General features: G+C 57.2%; 20 protein-coding genes. 4 read left to right on the top strand and 16 right to left on the bottom strand.

The window, feature by feature from the left end:
* Positions 1 to 15 precede the first annotated feature (15 nt).
* Both leuD and leuC read right to left on the bottom strand, forming a co-directional pair.
* A complete protein-coding gene (gene leuD, locus C7436_RS02420; protein WP_121206579.1) occupies positions 16 to 663 on the bottom strand; it encodes a 3-isopropylmalate dehydratase small subunit in 648 nt (215 codons plus the stop codon).
* Between the two features lie 17 nt (positions 664 to 680).
* A complete protein-coding gene (gene leuC / locus C7436_RS02425; RefSeq protein ID WP_121206580.1) occupies positions 681 to 2,099 on the bottom strand; it encodes a 3-isopropylmalate dehydratase large subunit in 1,419 nt (472 codons plus the stop codon).
* Between the two features lie 365 nt (positions 2,100 to 2,464).
* On the opposite strand from leuC, the gene C7436_RS02430 reads away from it, so the two are divergent.
* Complete coding sequence (locus C7436_RS02430) at positions 2,465 to 3,352, top strand: LysR family transcriptional regulator (protein ID WP_121206581.1); 888 nt, start codon at positions 2,465 to 2,467, stop codon at positions 3,350 to 3,352.
* On the opposite strand, the gene C7436_RS02435 is transcribed toward C7436_RS02430, so the two are convergent.
* From C7436_RS02435 to C7436_RS02480, 10 genes are all read right to left on the bottom strand, one after another.
* Positions 3,346 to 4,500, bottom strand: coding sequence for an MFS transporter (locus C7436_RS02435; RefSeq protein WP_041656303.1), 1,155 nt, complete (start codon positions 4,498 to 4,500; stop codon positions 3,346 to 3,348). The two genes, C7436_RS02430 and C7436_RS02435, sit on opposite strands and share 7 nt — an antisense overlap.
* Positions 4,501 to 4,518: 18 nt before the next feature.
* The gene (gene aroC, locus C7436_RS02440; RefSeq protein ID WP_121206582.1) at positions 4,519 to 5,613 is read right to left on the bottom strand and encodes a chorismate synthase; all 1,095 of its coding nucleotides are present in this window, start codon (positions 5,611 to 5,613) and stop codon (positions 4,519 to 4,521) included.
* A 37-nt stretch (positions 5,614 to 5,650) separates the two neighbouring features.
* Positions 5,651 to 6,556, bottom strand: a complete 906-nt coding sequence (gene prmB, locus C7436_RS02445; RefSeq protein WP_121206583.1) for a 50S ribosomal protein L3 N(5)-glutamine methyltransferase — start codon at positions 6,554 to 6,556, stop codon at positions 5,651 to 5,653.
* Between the two features lie 75 nt (positions 6,557 to 6,631).
* On the bottom strand, positions 6,632 to 7,840 hold the full coding sequence (locus tag C7436_RS02450) for a patatin-like phospholipase family protein (RefSeq protein ID WP_121206584.1): 1,209 nt from the start codon (positions 7,838 to 7,840) through the stop codon (positions 6,632 to 6,634).
* A gap of 4 nt (positions 7,841 to 7,844) precedes the next feature.
* Positions 7,845 to 8,753 (bottom strand): DUF4892 domain-containing protein, encoded by a 909-nt coding sequence (locus C7436_RS02455; RefSeq protein WP_121206585.1) that lies wholly within the window; start codon positions 8,751 to 8,753, stop codon positions 7,845 to 7,847.
* Positions 8,746 to 9,666 (bottom strand): alpha/beta fold hydrolase, encoded by a 921-nt coding sequence (locus tag C7436_RS02460; RefSeq protein WP_121206586.1) that lies wholly within the window; start codon positions 9,664 to 9,666, stop codon positions 8,746 to 8,748. Before C7436_RS02460 ends, C7436_RS02455 begins: the two co-directional genes overlap by 8 nt.
* Positions 9,667 to 9,678: 12 nt before the next feature.
* Positions 9,679 to 10,029 (bottom strand): PilZ domain-containing protein, encoded by a 351-nt coding sequence (locus tag C7436_RS02465; protein WP_008171779.1) that lies wholly within the window; start codon positions 10,027 to 10,029, stop codon positions 9,679 to 9,681.
* Between the two features lie 65 nt (positions 10,030 to 10,094).
* Positions 10,095 to 11,126 (bottom strand): DNA polymerase III subunit delta', encoded by a 1,032-nt coding sequence (holB, locus tag C7436_RS02470; RefSeq protein ID WP_121206587.1) that lies wholly within the window; start codon positions 11,124 to 11,126, stop codon positions 10,095 to 10,097.
* On the bottom strand, positions 11,119 to 13,209 hold the full coding sequence (locus tag C7436_RS02475) for a transglutaminase TgpA family protein (protein ID WP_121206588.1): 2,091 nt from the start codon (positions 13,207 to 13,209) through the stop codon (positions 11,119 to 11,121). Before C7436_RS02475 ends, holB begins: the two co-directional genes overlap by 8 nt.
* Entirely contained in the window at positions 13,206 to 14,228 is a 1,023-nt protein-coding gene (locus C7436_RS02480) for a DUF58 domain-containing protein (RefSeq protein ID WP_121206589.1), read from the bottom strand. Before C7436_RS02480 ends, C7436_RS02475 begins: the two co-directional genes overlap by 4 nt.
* 254 nt (positions 14,229 to 14,482) lie before the next feature.
* Between C7436_RS02480 and C7436_RS02485 the strand changes: the two genes are divergently transcribed.
* A complete protein-coding gene (locus C7436_RS02485) occupies positions 14,483 to 15,094 on the top strand; it encodes a hypothetical protein (protein ID WP_121206590.1) in 612 nt (203 codons plus the stop codon).
* Positions 15,095 to 15,222: 128 nt separating this feature from the next.
* Here the strand turns inward: C7436_RS02485 and C7436_RS02490 are convergent, their stop codons facing one another.
* On the bottom strand, positions 15,223 to 16,041 hold the full coding sequence (locus C7436_RS02490) for a DUF6160 family protein (RefSeq protein ID WP_014421358.1): 819 nt from the start codon (positions 16,039 to 16,041) through the stop codon (positions 15,223 to 15,225).
* 159 nt (positions 16,042 to 16,200) lie between these two features.
* Entirely contained in the window at positions 16,201 to 16,749 is a 549-nt protein-coding gene (locus tag C7436_RS02495) for a hypothetical protein (protein WP_121206591.1), read from the bottom strand.
* A gap of 216 nt (positions 16,750 to 16,965) precedes the next feature.
* Here C7436_RS02495 and pabB point away from each other — a divergent pair, with 216 nt between their 5' ends.
* Positions 16,966 to 18,315: an aminodeoxychorismate synthase component I gene (gene pabB, locus C7436_RS02500; RefSeq protein WP_121206592.1), complete on the top strand. Its 1,350-nt coding sequence runs from the start codon at positions 16,966 to 16,968 to the stop codon at positions 18,313 to 18,315.
* Between the two features lie 48 nt (positions 18,316 to 18,363).
* On the opposite strand, the gene thrH is transcribed toward pabB, so the two are convergent.
* The gene (gene thrH, locus C7436_RS02505) at positions 18,364 to 18,978 is read right to left on the bottom strand and encodes a bifunctional phosphoserine phosphatase/homoserine phosphotransferase ThrH (RefSeq protein ID WP_011785066.1); all 615 of its coding nucleotides are present in this window, start codon (positions 18,976 to 18,978) and stop codon (positions 18,364 to 18,366) included.
* 206 nt (positions 18,979 to 19,184) lie between these two features.
* On the opposite strand from thrH, the gene C7436_RS02510 reads away from it, so the two are divergent.
* On the top strand, positions 19,185 to 19,910 hold the full coding sequence (locus C7436_RS02510; protein ID WP_081496559.1) for a phosphoadenylyl-sulfate reductase: 726 nt from the start codon (positions 19,185 to 19,187) through the stop codon (positions 19,908 to 19,910).
* A gap of 73 nt (positions 19,911 to 19,983) precedes the next feature.
* Here the strand turns inward: C7436_RS02510 and cysB are convergent, their stop codons facing one another.
* On the bottom strand, positions 19,984 to 20,961 hold the full coding sequence (gene cysB / locus C7436_RS02515) for an HTH-type transcriptional regulator CysB (RefSeq protein ID WP_014421354.1): 978 nt from the start codon (positions 20,959 to 20,961) through the stop codon (positions 19,984 to 19,986).
* Positions 20,962 to 20,973 lie beyond the last annotated feature (12 nt).

Here is a 20,973-nt window from a genome sequence, read left to right on the forward strand (position 1 = left end):
CCAATTCCTTGTTAGTCAGTTTCCAGTATTAAACAACCAGGGAGCGGTCTTGCGCCGGGATTCTTCATAAGCGCGAATGGTATCCGCATCTTCCAGGGTCACGCCGATGTCGTCCAGACCGTTCAGCAGGCAATGACGACGGAAATCGTCCACCTCAAAACTGAACGACTCGCCACCGGGCGTCGTCACCGTTTTCGCTTCGAGATCGACCGTCAGCTGATAGCCTTCATTCTCTTCAGTTTCCCGGAACAGCCTATCAACCACTTTTTCATCTAAAACAATGGGTAAAAGTCCATTCTTAAAGCAGTTGTTGTAGAAAATATCAGCAAAACTCGGCGCAATAATCACCCGGAAACCGAAATCATCCAGCGCCCATGGCGCGTGCTCACGACTCGAACCACAGCCAAAATTGGTCCGCGCCAGCAACACGCTGGCGTTTTTGTAGCGATCCTGGTTCAGCACAAAGTCCGGATTCAGGGGGCGGTTGGAGCAATCCTGATCCGGATTGCCTTCATCCAGATAACGCAGCTCATCGAACAGGTTCGGGCCAAAGCCCGTGCGCTTGATGGACTTCAAAAACTGCTTGGGAATGATCATGTCCGTGTCCACATTGGAACGGTCCATGGGGGCAACAGTGCCCTGGTGTTGCGTAAATGCTCGCATGGTCTCTCTCCTGTGGCTCAGTTCATCAATTCACGGACATCAACGAAGTGGCCAGTCACCGCTGCCGCGGCGGCCATGGCCGGGCTCACCAGGTGAGTACGGCCACCAAAGCCCTGACGACCTTCGAAGTTCCGGTTGGAGGTAGACGCACAATGCTCGCCCTGCCCCAGCTTGTCGGCGTTCATGGCCAGACACATGGAACAACCCGGATCACGCCACTCCAGACCCGCCTCGATAAAGACCTTGTCGAGACCTTCCTGCTCCGCCTGGGCTTTTACCAGACCGGAACCCGGAACCACCATCGCCTGCTTGAGGCTGGCAGCCACCTTACGGCCCTTAACCACCGCCGCAGCTTCCCGCAGATCCTCAATCCGGCTATTGGTGCAGGAACCGATAAACACGCGATCCAGCTTGATATCGGTAATCTTCTGGTTCGGCTGAAGGCCCATGTACTTCAACGCGCGGACGATCCCCTCGCGCTTGATGGGATCCTCTTCCTTTGCGGGATCCGGCACCGCGCCTTCAACACCAACCACCATCTCCGGCGACGTACCCCAGCTCACCTGAGGCTGAATGGCGGAACCGTCCAGCTCAACCACTTTGTCGAACACCGCATCATCGTCGCTGTGGAGTGTGCGCCAGAATTCAACCGCCTTGCCCCAGGTCTCACCCTTGGGAGAAAACGGACGACCTTTGACATACTCGATGGTGGTGTCATCCACTGCCACCATACCCACCCGGGCACCGGCTTCGATGGACATATTACAAATGGTCATCCGGCCTTCCATGCTCAAACCACGGATCGCCTCGCCACCAAATTCAATGGCGTAACCGGTACCACCGGCGGTACCAATCTCGCCGATGATCGCCAGAACCACATCCTTGCCGGTCACACCCGCGCCCAGCTTGCCGTTCACCTTTACCAGCATGTTCTTCATCTTCTTCTGGACCAGGCACTGGGTCGCCAGAACATGCTCCACTTCAGACGTGCCGATACCATGAGCCAGACAGCCAAAAGCACCGTGAGTAGAAGTATGAGAATCACCGCAGACAATGCTCATGCCCGGCAACGTCGCACCCTGCTCCGGCCCAATCACGTGCACGATACCCTGGCGCTGATCCTTGATCTTGAACTCGAGAATCCCGAATTCGTCACAGTTCTTGTCCAGCGTCTCCACCTGGGTGCGGGACACCGGGTCCACAATCCCGTCGATGCCTTTGTCACGATCCGTGGTCGGTACGTTATGATCCGGCGTGGCGATGTTGGCATCAATCCGCCAAGGCTTACGGCCGGCCAGACGAAGGCCTTCAAAGGCCTGAGGTGATGTCACTTCGTGCAACAATTGACGATCAATGTAAATCAACGCGGAACCATCGTCCCGCTGCTTGACCAAATGGTCGTCCCACAATTTGTCGTATAAAGTCTTGCCCGCCATGATTCTCTCTCACTCTCTGGGGGTTTCTGTTTCTGCTTCGAATGGTGACATCATACCCCTGCGTCACGAATAACCTCAATTCATGTTTTTTATGCTTTGCATTCCAAACAGGAATCAACAATAGTAGAGCCATACTTCGGCGCAGGTCACGAACGGGCGGGTAAGGCCCCATACGCTCTGCGCGCCTGCTGGCATTTGTCACCAGACGGCATGCTGTGATTACCGATAGCGGGTTTGGGTGGCCTCTCCCGAAAATGTCGGAGGCCATGGATGGCCGGAGAGAAGCGCACATGGATGTGCTTGTAGCGGTTTTCGGGAGAGGCCACCCAAAGCCGCGCTCACACCAACGTCAAAGGTTCTGCCCAATGGACGCAAACTCCCTGAAAGCATTCCTGACAATCGTCGACCAGGGTTCCTTCTCAGAAGCCGCTGAAACCCTGCACCTGACACAGCCGGCCATCAGCAAACGCCTGGCCGCCCTCGAAGGCCAGCTAGGCACCCGACTGATCGACCGCAGCAACCGCGAAATCCGCCTGACCGAATCCGGCACAAGGCTCCTCCCCCATGCCCGCAAAATCCTCGACGAAATCCACAACGCCCGCATGGCCCTCACCACCAGCGCCGACAGCATCGGAGGTGAACTCCACGCCATCGCCAGCCACCACATCGGCCTGCACCACCTGCCCAACTGGCTGCGCCGCTACCGCCGGGAATACCCTCAAGTGGATCTGCATCTGCAATTCATGGAATCCGATGCCGCCTACGACCAGATGAATAAACGCAATGCTGAACTGGCCTTTGTGACCCTCAGCGACAGCATGAATCCGGAGTTCTCCATCCTCGCCCAGTGGCCAGACCCAATGGCCTTCGTGGTTGGGAAAGAACACCCTCTCGCAACACTGGCGAGCCCTTCGCTTTCTGACCTCGCGCCACACCCGGCGCTGCTACCGGATACCAGTACCGCCACCTACCGGGTGGTCAGCCGTCTGTTCCTGGAAGCCAACCTCACCCTGAGACCCCTGATGCCAACCAACTATCTGGAAACCATCAAAATGATGGTAAGCGTTGGCCTTGGGTGGAGCATTTTGCCGGTCAGCATGCTCGATAACAGCCTGAAAGTGCTTGAAGTTCCCCACCCTGTTACCCGGGTTCTGGGTGCCGTGGCGCTGTCCCGCCGACAACTGGGTAGTGCCGCGCAGGCATTGCTGCAGATAGTGGAAGAGGAAGAAACGCGACCAGAGTCCGGTCAATGAGCTAGCTGGGGTTCCGGCGGCGGCTGCAAGCCCCGCCAGGTCACGATAATCGCAAGGGCCATTGCGGCGGCACCACCCCAGAACGCCGCGGAGGTACTGAAACCATCCACCAGGAAACCGGATAACCATGCACCGAGCGCCCCGCCGGCGCCGAAGGTCAGGCCACTGTATAGAGCCTGACCCTGGCCATGATGGTGCTTACCGAAAAAGCCCTGAATGTATTGGACGGATACTGCATGCAACGCGCCGTAAGAAGCCGCATGCAGCAGTTGGGCAAAGATCAGTACCGGCAATACCGACGTCAGCTCGGCAATCAGGCCCCAGCGGATCATCGTCAGCACCAGCGCCCCCAGCACCACCTGCCGTACACTAAAACGCCGGGATAGCCTGTGCATAATCAGAAACAAGCCTATCTCTGCGATGACTCCGAGTGACCACAGTAACCCGATGGCCAGTTTGCCGTATCCATGTTGTTCCAGGTGGATACTGAAGAAGGTGTAGTAGGCACCATGTGATACCTGAAGCAGAAAATTCATCGCGAAAAAAGCGATCACAGCCGGATGAGTGACAATTGCTTTGAGGCTACCGACAGGTGCAGATTGCTGCTTGCGCTCGCCACGCTCGGAAGGCACCAGAAATGCCGAGACCGCAATCCCTGCAAATACCGGCAATAACAGCCACGGCAAGTACTGAATCTCCACCAGTTCCAGTAGCCCGCCGACCAGAGCCACTGCGCCGATAAATCCTACAGAGCCCCAAAGACGAACCTTGCCGTACTTGTCCCGATGCTTGCCGAGTACCCGCAGGGTAATGACTTCATACAGCGGCAAAATGGCGTTCCAGAAAAAGGTGAACACCAGCATGACCAGCAACAGACCGTAGAATCCGGGTTCCAGAAACACGCCGGCGAAAAACAGCGAGCCGAAAATAGCACCAAATCGTACCAGGCGGACCCGCTGGCCGGTCCGGTCACCGATGTAACCCCAAACGCTGGGTGCCACGATCTTGGTTAGCTGGATGGTCGCCATCAATGTGGCAATCTGGAGATAGGAGTAGCCCTGCCCCTCAAGATAGAGGGACCAATAGGGCAAAAGCCCTCCAAGGAGGGCGAAAAACCAGAAATAGAGGTTCGACAGCCGCCAGTAGATGGTAGCGCCTCCCCTGAATCAGAGCTGGCCGAGGACCGGCGTGGTGACTTCTACATCGCCGTTCTGACCGCGATGACGCAGGTAATGGTCCATCAGGACGATCGCCATCATGGCCTCGGCGATGGGCGTCGCGCGGATACCTACACAGGGGTCGTGCCGACCAGTGGTGATCACCTCCACCGGGTTGCCGTCTACATCAATACCCTTGCCGGGCAACCGCAAGCTTGATGTTGGCTTAAGGGCGATACTGGCAACAATCGGCTGGCCGGAGGAAATGCCGCCCAGTACACCACCGGCATTGTTGGAAAGGAAGCCTTCTGGCGTCATCTCATCCCGGTGTTCTGTTCCTTTCTGCTCGATGCAATCAAAACCGGCACCGATCTCCACACCCTTGACCGCGTTGATGCTCATCAGGGCGTGGGCAAGATCGGCATCCAGACGATCAAAAATCGGCTCACCGAGGCCTGGAGGAACCCCCTCCGCAACCACATTGATGCGGGCGCCAATCGAATCCCCTTCCTTACGCAAAGCATCCATGTAGGCTTCCATTTCGGAGACCTTGTCTGCATCCGGACAAAAGAACGGATTCTGGTGAACCTGCTCCCAATCCAGCTTGTCTGCCTTGATCGGCCCTAACTGGGAAAGATAACCCCGAACTTTGATCCCGAGACGCTGCTCAAGAAACTTCCGGGCGACGGCGCCGGCAGCAACCCGCATGGCGGTTTCCCTGGCGGAAGAGCGGCCACCCCCACGATAATCCCGGGCACCGTACTTATGGTGATAGGTGTAGTCTGCGTGGGCCGGGCGGAACTGGGCAGCAATCTTGGAATAGTCCTTGGAACGCTGGTCGGTGTTTTCGATAATCAGACCAATCGGTGTGCCCGTGGTTTTGCCCTCAAACACACCAGACAGAATCCGAACCTCGTCCGCCTCACGACGCTGGGTCGTATGCCGGGAAGTACCGGGTTTGCGGCGATCCAGGTCCCGCTGCATATCCTCTTCTGACAGCTCCAGGCCCGGAGGGCAACCGTCGATAATGCAGCCCAGGGCCGCGCCGTGACTTTCACCAAAGGTGGTGACGGTGAACAGCTTTCCGAATGTATTTCCCGACATAATTCAGCACTTTATACAGGTTTTGTAATTTACGATCTTAGCTTTTTCGGGCCTGCCATTCACGCAGATCCCGGGCAGTGACCAGGAATACGCCATCGCCGCCGTTCTCGAATTCCAGCCAGGTTAACGGCAAATCCGGGTAGGCATCATCCATGGCACCCCAGGAGTTGCCAACCTCCACAATCAGGAGTCCGTCGTCGGTGAGGTAATCGGCAGCCTGGGCAACTATGCGGTGGGCAATGTCCAGCCCATCGTCTCCGGCAGCCAGGCCCAGTTCGGGCTCATGGTGATACTCGGCCGGCATGTCTGCAAGGTCTTCCGCATCCACATAAGGCGGATTACTGACGATTACGTCGTAGCGACCTTCAATGTTGTCGAAAACATCCGACTGAATCGCGCGTACGCGACCCTCCAGTCCATGAAGTTCAATATTGGACTCAGCTACGGCGAGGGCATCCGCCGAAACATCAGACAGATCCACTTCCGCCTCGTCAAAAACCGTCGCCGCGCCAATACCGATACAGCCGCTGCCAGTACACAAATCCAGAATTCGTTGAACCTGCGTAGCGCCCAACCAGGGCTGAAGACCGTTCTCCAGCAGTTCGCCAATCGGCGAACGGGGAACCAGAACGCGCTCATCAACGTTGAACGGCATCCCCATAAACCAGGCTTCGCCAAGCAGGTAAGCAATCGGAATACGCTCGTTGACCCGACGCTCTACGCGCTCGAGAATCAGTTCCCGCTCTAAACGGGTCAGTCGCGCATCCAGAAACAGATTGTTGTTTTCCAGCGGCAGATGCAGGCTGCGCAATACCAGCTGAACGGCCTCATCCCAGACGTTATCAGTGCCATGGCCAAAGTAGATTGGCGAAGCCGCAAAACGGGAAACCGTGAACCGAAGCAGGTCACGGATAGAGTGCAGGTCGTCAACGGGACTGGTCAAAACTTAGCTTCCTGGTCTGGCTAATGGTGCGCGGCATTATACGCGCATTGCGGCGCGGGCTGCAGCTCTTGTGGCTCAGAGAGCCAACGGGCCGGAGCTGCTGCGGCTTTGTTCAAACCGGTCCAGAGCGGCCAACATTCGCTCCCGGCCCAGTTGTATCAGCTCCGGGGCCTTGTGATAGTCGTAGCTTCTGCAGGCATTCTTGGGAATGTTAACCAACAGATCCGGTGGGTAGCCGGCAATCTTGTACTGCACTAACGCGCTTTGCATGGTCTCGATGGTCAGGTTCATTACATCGAATTTGCCAATGCCCAGCTTGTCCCAGTCGATGGTCTCGTGCTCGTCACGATGTCTGGACCGCCCCGATTCGTCTTCACGCTTTTTCTCGGGCGCCGTCTTTTTTGCCATTTCCCGGCTTATTTTCTGTTCCGGCGACTCACCGCTCTCGGATTTTCGTGAACCCAAGGTTTTCAGGGTATCCCAATCAAACCAGCGGGACGCCTTTTCGCGAATGGCATCGACCCATTCATCCATATCGCTACTGGTTTCTTCCGGAGCAAACGCCGCGTCTGGAATGCGCCTTTGTTGGTCATCCTCACCGCTCAGGTTAACGGCCATTACCAGATCTGCATGGGCTGAGATGGTGGGAATAATAGGCAACGGATTTAGCAGTGCGCCATCCACCAATACCCGGCCGTTGAGCACCAGAGGCGTCACCACGCTGGGTATGGCAATGGAGGCGCGGATAGCCTGGTCCAGCGGGCCTTCCTGAAACCAGATTTCCTTATGGGCCAGAAGATCTGTTGCTACGGCGGTGTAAGCAATGGGCAGATCCTCAATACGCGTATCGCCCAGAATATCCCGCACCACAGAAAAGACTTTTTCTCCACGAATAGCGCCGACAGAAGTGAAGGTCACATCCAGCAATCGCAAGACATCAAACTGGCCGAGCCCGGTCACCCAGTCCTTGTAGTCTTTCATCTTACCGGCACCGTACATGCCACCGATCAGGGCGCCCATGGAGCAGCCGGAGATGGCAACGATCTCGTAACCACGCTCCTGAAGGACTTCAATCGCACCGATGTGGGCATAGCCACGGGCGCCGCCGCTACCAAGGGTGAGTGCAACGGTTTTGCCCTTGCCAGGCAATGGCTCCATGCGCTCGGTACTGGCCGGCGCTGACGCCGCAGAAATACCAGAACTGGTCACTACCGACGTGACGCCGTCCTCCGCGGCTGCGGTTCTGCCGGACGCCTCCTTTTCCGGGCTATCCTTTTCTGCCATTTCCTTACCTCTTGATAACCAGCACCTCAACCCGGTTACCCTGCCGAGTCGGGTCATTCATCGGGACGGCCGGCCCAACCGGAACAATGCGTATCTGACTCAGCGAAATACCCGTCTTGCCCAGCAGCGCGGCCAGGCTTTCGGCCGCAGCGCGGGAACGCTCCAAAGCCGCTTCGAGCGGCTCATCCTGCTCGAGATCGGTGAACGAGGCCAGCACCACTTCCGCATCATCGCCAGCCCAGTCATTCAGGGTTCGCCGATCATCCGCTGACCACTCAAAACGAAACGTCACTCCGCCGGACCAGGGGATCACCAAAGGCCCCTGAATCGGGCCAACTCCAATGGTATACCCGGGAATGGCCGCACCGAAACCAACATTCAGATGCTCAACCCAGACATACTCTCTCAGGTTGCCTCTTGTCACGGTGTAGACAAGGGTCAACCACTGCTGTCCGTCCTCTGCCGTTGTGGCGGCAACCAGGTAATCCTGAGTGGCGTCCCGCCCCAGAAGGCGGGATTGCTGGAAAATCTGGTTGGCCCAGACATTACTGCGGCCACAGGCGATGCCGGCACACTCAAATAGAATTTTCGCACCACCGGCAGACAATTGCTGGTAGTAATGGGCCCGCGCAGCCTGACGATTCGCATCCCTGGAGATTTCAAACAGCTGGCCCTGCCCCTGCACCGGCAAACGAGCCATGGTCTCGGAGCGGATTTCATCACGGATTTCCCGAACCGGACTAAAAAGCACCAGATGGCCAGCAGACTGTATCTCGACCGTGGATTCAAGCGTTGACTGCGGAAAAGGGGCTGGCGCGTCTTCAGGCCACGCCGCCATTGCAGGAATGGTAAAACATAACCATACAAGGCCGGCCAGCGCACCGACCATCGAGGAATTACCACGATCAATCATGTAAGAGAAACCTGTTAATCGCTTCGGCAACGGGAGTCACCTCCCCGTCAAGATGACAATGATGCCCACCGGGCACATCGACTGTTTCAAGGTTGGGGACCAGATCGGCACGACTATCGAGCCCGCCGCGGGAAACCAGCAACCCTTCTTCTGCCCTTACGAATAAAGAGGGTGTCTGGATGGCAGACAAAGACGCCCTCACCTGTTCTTCGGTCATCATCAGCGGTGTCGGGTGGCGTAAACGGGCATCCGTGCGCCATATAAACCCGCCAGTTTCCGTGCGCATGTTTCTGGGCACCAGCGTTCTTGCCGCCTCGGGGCTCAGGGGGCTCAGCCCGCCCTCACGGATTCGGGCCGCGCTCTGAATATCCGGATAGACCGCCGGAGCAGCCGAACCAGCCCTGCGTTTCTGTAATGCCCGCCGCAACTGGGGGATCGTCTCACGTGCTGGCCGACTGAGCGCGCCCAGACTGTCAATCATCACCAGTCTGCGCACCCGTTCCGGGAATGCGGCGGCGTAAAGTGCGCAGACAATCCCGCCGAGAGAATGCCCCACAAGATCCAGAGGGTAACGTTCGCTTTCAGGAAAATGCCGTTCCACCAGTTCGGATAGATCCCCGACGTAGTCCATCAGCCAATAGCTGTAACCCGGTGGCCGGTGGCCCGAGTGTCCGTGCCCTGCCATATCCACCGCATGTACCGTGGTGTTCTCGGCCAACAACGGCGCCAGTCGGGCAAAAGACATGGCGTTGTCGAGCCAGCCGTGCAGAAGGATTGCAGGTGGTCGTGAGCTTTCCTCGCTGGAGCTCGGCCAGGTCAGACCCGAAAGAGTTATGTTATCCAGGGGCCAGTGCATTTCATGGCAGCCGGCCTGTGGTTCTGGAACGCTACCGGGCAACGAGGTCTCCGTCATTCGGTAGCGGCCTTACATGGTGTGGGTGGGACGATCGGAACTCAGCGAGCCGGCCAGGTAGGATTCAATCTTGGTGCGGGCAGTTTCGTCATCGCCATTGAACTGCACGCCAATGCCTGCGGCCCGGTTTCCCTGAGCACCCTTGGGGGTAATCCAGATCACCTTGCCAGCCACCGGAATTTTCTCCGGCTCATCCATCAGGTTGAGCAGCAGAAACACCTCATCGCCCAGCTGATATTGCTTCTGGGTAGGAATAAACAGGCCTCCCTGGCGGATATAGGGCATGTACGCCGCATAGAGAACCGCCTTGTCCTTGATCGTCAGGGTTAGAATACCGCTGCGTGCTCCGAATCCGGGCCCCATATCAAATACCTTTTACGCAAATTTACTGATATTTCGCAATGATAGCAGTTGATCCTGAACAACGCTCACGTTGTCTGCCGCTTCCGGGGCATCAACTCCCGCCAGGCCAGTAGAAGCTGAGTGGCCTCAAGCTCCGGGCTTGCGTTATATACGCCCGCACTCCGGCTTTCCCGAACCCGCTCCAGCAATTGATGAGCGCGCCACGGCGGGTTGGATCTGGCCAGATAGCCCAACATGTCTGCTGCCTCCGGGTCCTGAACTTCGCCCCCGGCACCACAACGGGCCAGGTCCGCGGCCCAGCTTTCAAACAGCCATAATGTATCGTCCAGTCCCAGCGTTTTGAAGCGGCGGGCGGCGTCTCCTACCGTCATCTGGCCTTTCATGAACTGTCGAAATGCCTCGAAGGCCTCATCCCTCTGCGCAAGAAACTCGCCAGTGGCATACTCCAGCGCCAGCCTGGGAGCATTACCCGCCAGCATCAGGCTTTTGGCCAGAGTGTCCGGCGACGGGCGGATGGATTCCTCCAACTCGGATACCCGGGCAGACAGCCATCGCCCGGCATCCTCGGCATCAGGTAACGGTATTGTCAGGGCCTGGCAGCGGGATCGTATGGTGGGAAGTACCGGCCGCCCGGATTCCTGGAGCAGCAACAGGGTCACATCCGGCAAAGGCTCTTCCAGAGTTTTCAGCAATGCGTTGGCGGCGTTGATGTTGAGCTGATCCGCCCGGTCGACTATGGCCACCTTGCGGTGTGCAACCTGTGGCGAGGCCACGGCAAACGTCGACAGCGCGCGGATCTGGTCCACCTTTACCATCCGGGACTTTTCCGGTGAATACACCCGGACATCGGGATGACTGTTCGCCGCGATCAACTGACACTGACGACACTGACCGCACGCTATCGGTGCTCCGTTGTCTAGCCCGACCTGCTGGTCGCACAACAGCAGCCCAGCGACGGCTTCTGCCCACGCCCTTTTCCCCACGCCCTGCTCACCAACGACCAGCAGCGCGTGAGGCAACCGATCCTGGGCAAGGCGTTGCTGCACCGTGCTCCAGGCGCGGCCGAGCCAGGGCATGTCCTTCGCGATATCAGTCATGTCGGAACGTCCGTGAAGCGGGTTCAGGTTTACGACGGAGCTGTCGTTTCATCGTTTTCAATAGCCGGGTAAGCCTGCGCGCTTCGTGCGCGGAAGCTTCCTGTGTTGAGGCCGTATAGTAATGGCTGTTTACCGCCCGGGCAAAGAGACGGGCCGAAGATTCAACCTCCGGGCGCGCATCCGCCAGGCGTTCTGCCAGCGTCGCAGGGGTTTCACCGGTACGGACCGGCACGCCAACCTGTTCGCACAGCCGATGCCAGGCCAACACCACCCGACCGAATGCATCCTTGCGGGCGCCGCGGCGAATCGAAAGAGCCGAGACAATACCTGCGATCAGCAGGGTGAAGCCAACCACTCCGGCCGTCAGGTAGCCAAGTTCCTTGAGCCCGAAATTGCCCGGCAACCGGGACATCAGATCCATCTGACTCTGCCCCTGGTAACCTACCACCCATCGCTGCCAGTGATAATTGATGCGATCGAGCTGGAGCGACGCCCATTGCAGGATCGCGACATCACCGTAGCGCTGCGGCGAGGTCAAATCATTTTCCAGGAACGAGCCCTCATCGGCCACCGCATCCCGCAATCCGGATTCAATCCTGCTTGGCGCAATGGCAGCTGTCGGGTCCACCCTCACCCAGCCCTGGCCTTCCAGCCACACCTCCACCCAGGCGTGGGCATCGTACTGACGGACAATGAGGTAATCTCCGCCCGCCCCGGCGTCGCCGCCCTGATAGCCGACCACAATTCGGGCAGGAATCCCGGCGGCCCGGAAGACAAAGGTCGCCGCACCGGCATAGTGGGCACAAAAGCCCCGTTTTTCATCAAACAACAGCGCATCAACACCGTCGTCTGGCATGGTGGGCGGGCGCAACGTATAAAAATAGGCTTGCTCCCGAAAACGGCGGAGCAACGTGTTGACGACTTCCCAATGGGACAGATCTTGAGATAGTTCTCGTGCCAGCTCCCGGGCCCGGGGGTTCCCGGATGGAGGAAGCTGGAGATAGCGCCGGGTTTCTGCCGGGGAAAGGACTTCAGCCGGCGCTGGCACAGCGGAAACCCGGGCCAGGCGATAACGCACCGGGCTGTCGGCGGGGCGCTGAAAGCGGAACAAATCCTCCGGCGTACTTACCACGTTGCCCGAGACGGCTACCGAGTTATCAAGAGCAAACGCCCACCGCTGGTCTGTTGGCTCCAGCAGGATATCGTATTCATTACTTCGCAACGGCCCGACACCACCGTCGTTGTCTACCCTGGCTGGCCGCCGGAAACCGTCGGGGTCGCTCTGGCGCCAGGTCTCATCATCCAGATAATCGAGAATCAGACCCCGCCAGTAACGCTCCCGATATGGTGGCGACTCGCCCCCGAAGGTTACCCGGAACGCCCTTTCACTACTCTGGGCCAGATTGGAAATGTCGCCTGGTCGCATGGTATCGGAAATCCCGCTGCGGGCCTGACCGGACACCAACGGAACACTCCAGAGCGGCGCCATCCGTGGGAAAAAGACAAACAGCAGGACAACCACTGGCAGGGTTTTCAGTAGCAGCACACCCAGGCGCTTCCAGCCAGCCCTCAGGCTGCCGGGTAGATCCGGTGCATTGAGAATCTGAAGGCCCACCATCAGGCACCCAATGGCGGCGAACGTCAGCAATGCCCAGGCAATGTCCTGTTTGAACAGGAAGTTCACGGCCGCAAGATAAACCTGAATAAAAAACAGCACATAGAAATCCCTGGCGGACCGGGTTTCGAGCCATTTCAACCCAACGGCCAACACAAAGAACGACGCGGCGGTATCCACGGTGAATCGCCCCTGCACGGTGGCCGCATAAACACCAATCAAAGTCACCATGATTCCTGTGCGCAGCAGCCGCCCTGGCAGTTTCACCCGGCCCTTTTGTGCCAACCAGCGCCAGCTTGCCAGCACAGCGCAGGCCGCGATGAGCCACCAGGGCAGGCGATCCCATTGGGGAACCAGGAGCAGTGCAAAACTGGCAATCAACCACAAAAGCGCGTTACCGGGGATGGCTTCGATGGGCGCCTGTTCTGCCGGTTTTGCGGAGAAAACTCTGGCTATGGTCAATCTCATCCAGATACTCCCGCTTTCGCATTCTCGGCCTGACGGGTACCAAAAGGCTGACCATCTGGATCCCTCGGCGGTTGCTCGCCCCACACCGCTAGCGCACGCAGACAACGCTCTCCATGCAGTGAACCACTATCCGGCTCTATGGTATCGCCGGGCAAACTGAGACCAAACCTTGCATTCTTCTGTACCCGGTCCGCCACCATCCAGGCCAGATAACTCAGCCGCAACTCGGCATCAACGCCAGGAAACGCCTGGAAATCCAGCCAGTGCGGACTGCCTTGCTCTCCCTGCCAGTCGGCCACAATCATCTGGCCTGTGCGGGCAAAGCGTTTCCACATGACCCGCTGACTCATATCGCCTTCACGCCAGGGACGAAGGTCGGCATTGTCCTGGCCGGCCAAAGGCGCAGACGACGCGGCTTCGCTACCATCCTGCACGGTCCCGGCAGCATCGGGTGCCGGTAGAGGCCTGGGAAAGGCCACTCCGGCAGACGAAGGACGCAACCATGACCAGGCCTTTAACAGCCCGAACGGAAAACGGGTTTCGATACGGATCCGATCCGGACGAAGATAGCCGCGATGGGCAGACGGCACTGGCAGCACCACGTCCCGGGATTCACCCGGCGATACATGCACGCTCTCAACCGATGAATCCTCAACCGACAGGCTCAGGCCAAGGCCTGGGTACTTGCCTGCAGTTACCCGCAGCACAAACGGAATGTCATCACCCGCCCGACCTTCACCGGGACGGACCAGGGCAACAGAAAGACCGGACAGATTTCTGTGGGTCTGGTGCATGGCCCCCACAAACAAGGCTCCGAGAATAAACGTAAGCAGATAGATAAGGCTGTTCTGGTAATTGATTCCGGTAATCAGCATAACCAACAGCAACAAGCCGTACACCACGCCGGCCGCGGTGGGCAGAATGAAGATGTTCTTCTGGCTGAGGGTCTGGCTGTCTGCTCTCGGGATTCGGCGATTGATCCATCGTCGCCAACGGGCGTTTAAAGAGTTTCGCATCATGCTCCTGCGACTGGGTTCAGGCCCAAAAGTTCATGGAATGTGGTTGCCAGTAATCCGGACATAAAACCATAAAAATAATGGTTCCTTAACTATTTACCCTCGAGCACCGGATTCTGATCACACACCAGGCACTTTACGGTTGAAAAACTGTCGGACAAACCGAATACTGAAAAGTGATAGTATGAAGCGTATTGACTGAAGCAGTACACTCAGCAGCGCCTCTTTTGAACCGATTCAGCATGAGGCATTCACAAATGCGTCGCACACTGCTTGCAGCCGCGATCACGGCCACCACATTCACACCGTCCTGGGCCGGTGTACAAACCATGACCTCCGACGAGATGGTAGAAACCTACGTGGAGGATTCCGCCGTTATTATTGTCCCACGCCAGCAACAGAAGTCCGAAGCGGATCGTGAAAAGATTATCCGTGCCCTTACCATCTCGCCAGGTGAGCCCGTACTGAGCGAAGCTGAAGAGGAAGCGTATCGGGAAGCTCTTCGGCGTTATCTTGATGAGGGCAAGAAAGATGCGCTCTCCGATGCCGAAGAGGAATTCCTGCGCAGAGCCCTGCTGCTTCCGGTCGACGAACTGGCCAGAGCACAGCCTCCGGCGGACTTTACCCCGAGGACACTGCCCATTATCTTTGGTCAGCAACCGGAAATTCCGGATGAGCCCTTCACCCAGACGTTCCTGAATGATCAGTTGGGCATTGGCTTCGATGGCCAGAATCTGAATTTCAGTATCGGTAACCCCCCGGGCATCGATCAGATCCAGATCCCCGAAGCGATCAACGAAGGCCCCATTACATTGACTCCCCGTCCGGGCGGAGGGTTTGACCTTTCCATTCAGGTGCCCGACCAATAATTACTCAACCCCTGAAACGAAAAGCGGCGACCAGAACGGTCGCCGTTTTTTTTGTCTGCTGATTCGGTCAGACAAAAAAACGCCCCGCAGTGCGGGGCGCTATCACCACGTTAAGGTGTCAGGTCAACTTACTGGTGACCATAAACCTTCATAGTGGTGTTGGTTACAGCCAGGTTGTCTACACGGAAAGAACCGATAGACTCACCGCCGATCTCAACCGCGCCAACACCGATGTCAGCTACGAACTGAGGAATGCTGATTTCCAGAGCGTCGCCACCGGTGGCAGCAGAGGTGCCCTTGCCAACAGTGATCTGAGCCTGAGCGAACATGCTGGCTGCGTCAACAGCGCCGCCGTTCTCATAGTAGGTAGCACCGTAAACGGTCAGGTCACGTACGTTGACACCCAGGAAGTCCACGTCCATATCCATATCAGTCACGTTGAAGCCAACGTTCATGATCAGGTTGTCAGTGGCGGTATCCACACGGATGTTCAGCAGGCCGAGGTTACCCTCGATACCGATGTTGCTGGCCAGCAGAGTGGAGTCACCGCTGCCGTCAGTGGCGTTCAGAGAGGCAGAACCAACAGCCATGGCGAAATCGATCGGAGCGCCAGAGATGCTGTGAACGTCGATGAACGCGTCACCGTCGGCTTCTACGTCGATGTCGATAACCAGGTCATCCAGCATGCCGGATACGCCAGTTACCGCGCCGTTGGCATCACGCTCAACGGAGCCGCCACCGATGGAGATGTCGTTAACTGCCAGGTAACCTTCGTCAGTGTAGCGGAACTCACCGATGGAAACTTCGGTTTCCAGTTCGATGGTCACACCGGCCTGACCGGTCACGTTACCCATGGTGGTGTCGTCAAGCGCTTTCAGATCAGCTTGAGCGGCAAAAGGAGCTGCAGCAACGGCCGTTGCCAGTGCGATTTTTTTCAGGCCTTTCATAACGTTCTCCTAATTGGAACAGTTTGTTGTTATTTCCATCTTGTGCAGACTGTTTGGTGTACTTTTGTATCTGCACGGCTACAGAGTACTGCAGAGGTAACTGAATGTTCCGTGACCACCTTCACGTAATCGATACTTGGATTGTCGGACACAAAAACACTATTCAGCCGGCTCCTCATCCACATTGATGTTGAAGATCTTGTTCTCCATCTCCACAACAACCTGCTCGCCAAAAAGCGCTTTGCCTTCATCAATGGTGAAAGGCACCAGTTGGGCCAGCGTTGGTCCGAAGATATGCTCCATCTCGACCACCAGTACCCGGTCCGCCTCCGACTCTTTATTGGGATTGGCGGTTGTGTAGAACACTGCGGTCGCGCCGATCTTGCCTTTCTTTACCAGTGCAACGAGCGAACGCCGGAGTACCTCAAGGGCGACATCCGCCGGCATTTCCTCAATCTGCTTGATCCGAATCGTTTTGGTCTTGTCTCCCGTGTCGGTTACCACGGCAAACGGCTTTACCCCACCCGTCACCACGATCCGGTTTTCAAGGTCATCGACACCCTTCTGGTACATCCGCTCAAACTGTTCCTGAATCATCTCCTTGATTTCAGTTTCAGACGGCTGCTGGGCATTGACGTATCCGGGTGCCATCAGCAGGGGAACCAGAAACATCAGAAAGGTCATCAAACGGGATTTTTGCTGTGTCATACCTACTCCACTTTCCTCAGAAAGCTCGCGCAACAGGAGCGCACGGCTTTTACATTGTTTTTATGCTGGGGGTGCCCTGCTATCTCGGTTAGAATAGCCACCGGCTTTTTCTCCCCGTCCGAACAGGACGCTATTTCATTAGATCAGTGCCGCCGCAAACGCTACAACGCTGTTTTTGTGGCCTGTTTATCATTTCAGCAAGATTCCGGAGGACCCTTGGGCCGGGCAACAACACGGGAACTTACCCGGGCGACCTACCACCAGCTTATGATGCATGCCTGCCGGGCGTCTGATTTCGCCTTTCTGGGTAGCGCAGGCTATGGCTCCGGTCGCGGCACCTTATGTGGTTTCTCGGCCTTGGCCGTATGCTCGCAGGAACTGCCTGGTGCCAGTTCGGCCGCCGTTGATACCGCCAGTCTCGCCCGGGAAATGGAAGATCTTGCCGCACCATTTCAGGTAGAGCGCGGTACCGACCCGAATCATCTCACTGGCGGCTGGATTGGCTATCTGGGGTACGAACTGGGCTACGCCCGGGAACGGCGGCTGGCGCAATTGCACGAGGCCTCCACCGTTCCGTTAATGCACGCCGGGCTCTATCTCTGGACCGCAAGTTTTGACCGGAATAGCGGTCGCTACTGGCTCTGGATTCACCCGGCATGCCCTGCTTCGATTCAGGAGCAGATTGAACAATGGCTGTCGACCCCGGCAAACCGCCAGATGCACTGGCACATGGAAGCCCGGTTTGCTCCAGTACAAACGCCAGAAGAATTCAAATCGGGTGTCGAAGCCGTCAAGCGCTACATAGAAGCTGGCGATTGTTATCAGGCCAACCTGTCCCAGGCATTCTCTGGCAAATTCTGCGGCTATCCATGGCTCGCCTTCGAGAAGCTCACGGAAGCCAATCCGACGCCCTACAGCGCCTTCCTGAGAGTCGGAGACGACTCGATTCTTTCCATATCGCCAGAGCGGTTTCTGAAAATAGATCAGGGTGTAGTCGAGACCAGCCCCATCAAAGGTACACGCCCCCGGGGCTCCTCGCCGGAATCCGATGTCAAATTGGCAAATGAACTTCAGGCATCCGAGAAAGACCGCGCCGAGAACCTGATGATTGTGGACCTGTTGCGGAATGATCTCAGCCTCCATGCTGAGGCCGGAAGCGTGCAGGTTGAGCAGCTGTTTGCCCTTGAATCCTACGCCAATGTCCACCACCTGGTCAGCCATATCAAGGCCAGTTTAAAACCGGGAATCAGCCCACTTCAGGCGTTGTTCGATGCCTTTCCTGGCGGCTCCATCACCGGCGCTCCGAAAATCCGGGCGATGGAAATTATTCGCGAACTGGAACCTCACTGGCGAGGGCCCTATTGTGGTTCTGTCTTCTATTACGGACTTGATGGCCGGCTGGACAGCAACATCGCAATACGAACTCTGCTGTGCGAGTCCAACGGTACGATTCGTTGTTGGGGGGGCGGAGGCATCGTGGCGGATTCTGACCCGGAGGCCGAGTATCAGGAGACACTCACCAAGGTCAAACCACTGATGGACTTTCTGGAAAAGCTGAAGCTCTGATCTGCACCACAGCCGCACAGCCGCGGCACAGATCAGCGATTCGAAGGATCAGGCGCTGTGAATCGCGCTCGCCTTCAAAAATTCCTGTTTCAGATCGTCAAAGTTGTGCACCGCCGGGAACTGCGGGAACTCATCAATAACGTTCTGGGGCGCGTGGAACAGAATGCCCGCCTCTGCCTGGCCGAGCATGGTGGTATCGTTGTAGGAGTCACCAGCGGCAATTACCCGGTAGTTCAACAACTGGAATGCACGCACAGACTGGCGTTTCGGATCCCGCTGACGCAGCAGGTAATTGGTGATCTGACCACTCTCCGCCACTTCCAGTTTGTGGCACAACAACGCCGGATAGCCGAGCTTCTTCATCAGCGGCATGGCGAACTCGTAAAAGGTATCCGACAGAATCACCACCTGGAAACGCTCACGCAGCCAGTCGAGGAATTCCCGGGCGCCCGGCAGCGGGTCCAGAGTACCGATGACTTCCTGGATTTCCGGCAGCCCATAGCCGTGCTGGTCCAGAATACGCAGGCGCTGCTTCATCAAGACATCGTAATCAGGGATATCCCGGGTGGTTGCCTTGAGTTCTTCAATGCCGGTTTTTTCTGCAAAGGCGATCCAGATTTCCGGAATGAGTACGCCCTCAAGGTCAAGACATGCGAGTTCCACAACGGTCTCCTGAACGATAAATAAAAAGATGAGGCACCTGCGCCCCGGTTGGTGGGCGTATGATATGAAAAAGCGCGGCCAAATGCATCGTGTATCCGGTGTTGCCCATCTTTGATGGCATAAAGATATAGATCCTCATTCCTTCAGAGCATTAAAGGTTTACTGCTAAGCTAGCCACACAAGTTATTGGTACAGACTGGATGATTATGACTGATATCGACTCTCTCCGGGCCGAACTGGATGGTCAAAGCCCCAGGGCGATCCTGAAAGCCGCCCTCGCCCACTATGGCAACATTGCCATTTCGTTCAGTGGCGCCGAGGACGTCGTGCTGATCGAAATGGCTCACAAACTGACCGACAATCTCAGGGTGTTTACCCTGGATACCGGCCGACTGCACCCGGAAACCTACGAGTTTGTCGATCGGGTGCGAAAACACTACGGCATCGATATTGAAGTCCTGTTCCCGGATGCCAAAGAAGTTCAGGACATGGTCAACCGCAAAGGCCTGTTCAGTTTTTACGAAGAGGGTCATTCGGAATGCTGCGGTATCCGCAAGGTTAACCCGCTGCGCCGTAAGCTTGCCACACTGGATGCCTGGGTCACAGGCCAGCGTCGGGACCAGAGCCCCGGTACCCGGAATGAGGTGCCGGTGGTCCAGCTGGATACCGCCTTCTCAACTGATGCAAAACCACTGATAAAATTTAACCCGCTGGCAAACTGGAGTTCCAAAGAAGTCTGGGATTACATCCGCATGTCTGAGGCGCCCTATAACCGGCTACACGAGCAGGGCTTCGTCAGTATTGGTTGCCAGCCTTGCACCCGCCCGGTGCTCCCTGGCCAGCACGAGCGCGAAGGACGCTGGTGGTGGGAAGAAGCCACACACAAGGAATGCGGTCTGCATGCCGGCAACCTGATCGGCAAGTCTGGCTGAACGGCCCGAAGCTGCGCCCACAAAAAAGCCCGCGTCGCCTTAACGGCCCGCGGGCTTTTCATTGGCCCCAACCTCAGTAGGTAGGCAGCTCGATATCCTTGAACAGCTCCTGAATCTCGGAACGGCTACCTTGGTGGGCCACGGCTTCATCCACCTTTTCCTTGGTGAGATGGGGCGCGAACCGTTCCATGAAGTCGTACATATAGCCCCGCAGGAAGGTGCCTTTACGGAAGCCAATACGGGTGACCGAGGGCCTGAACAGCTTGCTGGCATCCAGCGCCACGAGATCGGTATCCACCTTGGGATCGAACGCCATACTGGCAATAATGCCGACACCCAGCCCCAACCGCACGTAGGTCTTAATGACATCGGCATCAGCTGCAGTGAACACCACTTTCGGGGTCAGTCCCCGTGACTGGAATGCCTCATCCAGCTTGGACCGACCGGTGAACCCGAATACGTAGGTAACCAGCGAGTACTCCGCCAGTTCCTCCAGAGTGAGTTCCTGGCCCTTGGCCAGAGGATGATCCTTGGGAACGATCACGCAACGATTCCACTTATAGCAGGGCATCATGATCAGGTCGTTGAACAGGTCCATGCCTTCCGTGGCGATGGCAAAGTCCACCGCACCGTTGGCGGCCATCTCTGAGATCTGCATCGGCGTGCCCTGATGCATATGCAGGGACACATCCGGGTATTCCTCGATAAAACCCCGGATCACCGGCGGCAGCGCATAACGCGCCTGGGTGTGGGTGGTCGCGATGCTCAGGTCGCCTTTACGCTGGTTACTGAACTCCTGGGCAATTTTCTTGATGCCCTCGACCCGACGCAGGATCTCCCCTGCCTCCCGGATGATGATCTCTCCTCCGGGAGTAATGCGAGTCAGGTGCTTGCCGCTGCGGGCAAACACCTCAAGCCCCAGCTCGTCCTCGAGCAAACGAATCTGTTTGGAAATGCCCGGTTGTGAGGTGAACAGGCTCTGGGCGGTGGCGGACACATTCAGGTCGTGGTGCGCAACTTCCCAGATATAACGCAGCTGCTGTAATTTCATTAATCTTGTCGC

The sequence above is a fragment of the Marinobacter nauticus genome (assembly GCF_003634635.1).
Lineage (GTDB): Bacteria > Pseudomonadota > Gammaproteobacteria > Pseudomonadales > Oleiphilaceae > Marinobacter > Marinobacter nauticus.